Here is a 1,174-nt window from a genome sequence, read left to right on the forward strand (position 1 = left end):
CCGCGCTGGGGCGCTGGTCCATGAATGCGCAGGGGCCCGCGCGCCTCGTGCTCCCCTGGGCCCCACGTGGGGCCTGTCGCTGGAGTTCACGCGCGACGGCCTGTCCGGCCTCTATGCCGCGCTGGCGCTCGGCGTGGGCGCGCTCGTGGTCCTGTACTCGCGCGCGTACATGCCGCACCACCTGGCGGAGGAGGGCCGGCCCGCGCGCGACGAGGTGCGCTTCCAGGGGCTGATGCTCGCGTTCATGGCCGCCATGGTGCTGCTCGTCACCGTGGATGACCTGCTGCTGCTGTTCGTGGCGCTGGACCTCACCACCATCATCTCGTACCTGCTCATCGGCTTCGACCGCGAGGACCCCGAGTCGCGCGCCGCCGCGCTCCTGTCCCTGGTGCTCACCGGCGCCACCTCCGTCGTCTTCTTCGCGGGCGCCATGGCGCTGGGGCTCCAGTACGGCACCTTCTCCCTGCCGCGCGTCATGGAGCTCGCCGCCAACAGCCCCGCGTCCACCGGCGCGCTGGTGTGCCTGGCCGTGGGCGCGCTGGGCAAGAGCGCGCAGGTGCCGTTCCACTTCTGGCTCCCGCGCGCCATGGCCGCGCCCACGCCCGTGTCCTCGTACCTGCACTCGGCCGCGATGGTCGCCGCGGGCGTCTTCCTCCTCCAGCGCCTCTACCCCCTGTTCGCCCCGGCCACGGAGGTGCGTGACGGCCTGCTCGCCATCGGCTTCCTGTCCATGGGCATGGGCAGCCTCCTGGCCCTGGTGGCGGATCCGTTCAAGCGCGTGCTCGCGTACTCCACCATCGCGCAGTACGGCTACGCGCTGGTGCTGGTGGCGCTGGGCTCCGAGGGCGCGCCGCTCTACGTCGCCATCCACGCGCCGTGCAAGGCCGCCCTGTTCCTCACCGCGGGCGCCGTCACCCAGGTCACCGGAAAGAAGAAGCTGTCCGAGGTCGGCGGCCTGCGCCACTCGCTCCCCGTGCTCGCGGCCGCCAGCGCCGTGGCGGCGCGGGCGTCTCCGCGCTGCCCTCACCGCGGGCTTCTTCAAGGACGAGGTGTTCTTCCACGCGCTCCGCGCGCAGGGCCCGCGTTCATGGCGGCCGGGCTCGTGGGCGCGGGCCTGTCGCTCGCGTACACGCTGCGCCTGTGGTGGGCCTCTTCGGGGGGCCGCGCCAGGCCG

The 1,174-nt window shown here is 73.4% G+C and carries 1 protein-coding gene; it reads left to right on the forward strand.

Going from position 1 to position 1,174, the window contains the following annotated elements; genetic code table 11:
- Positions 1-1,174 (forward strand): proton-conducting transporter membrane subunit (locus ACLEQD_RS43850; protein WP_410391861.1); only part of this gene is annotated, 1,174 nt, incomplete at both ends.

This window comes from Corallococcus sp. 4LFB (genome assembly GCF_046520365.1).
GTDB lineage: Bacteria > Myxococcota > Myxococcia > Myxococcales > Myxococcaceae > Corallococcus > Corallococcus caeni.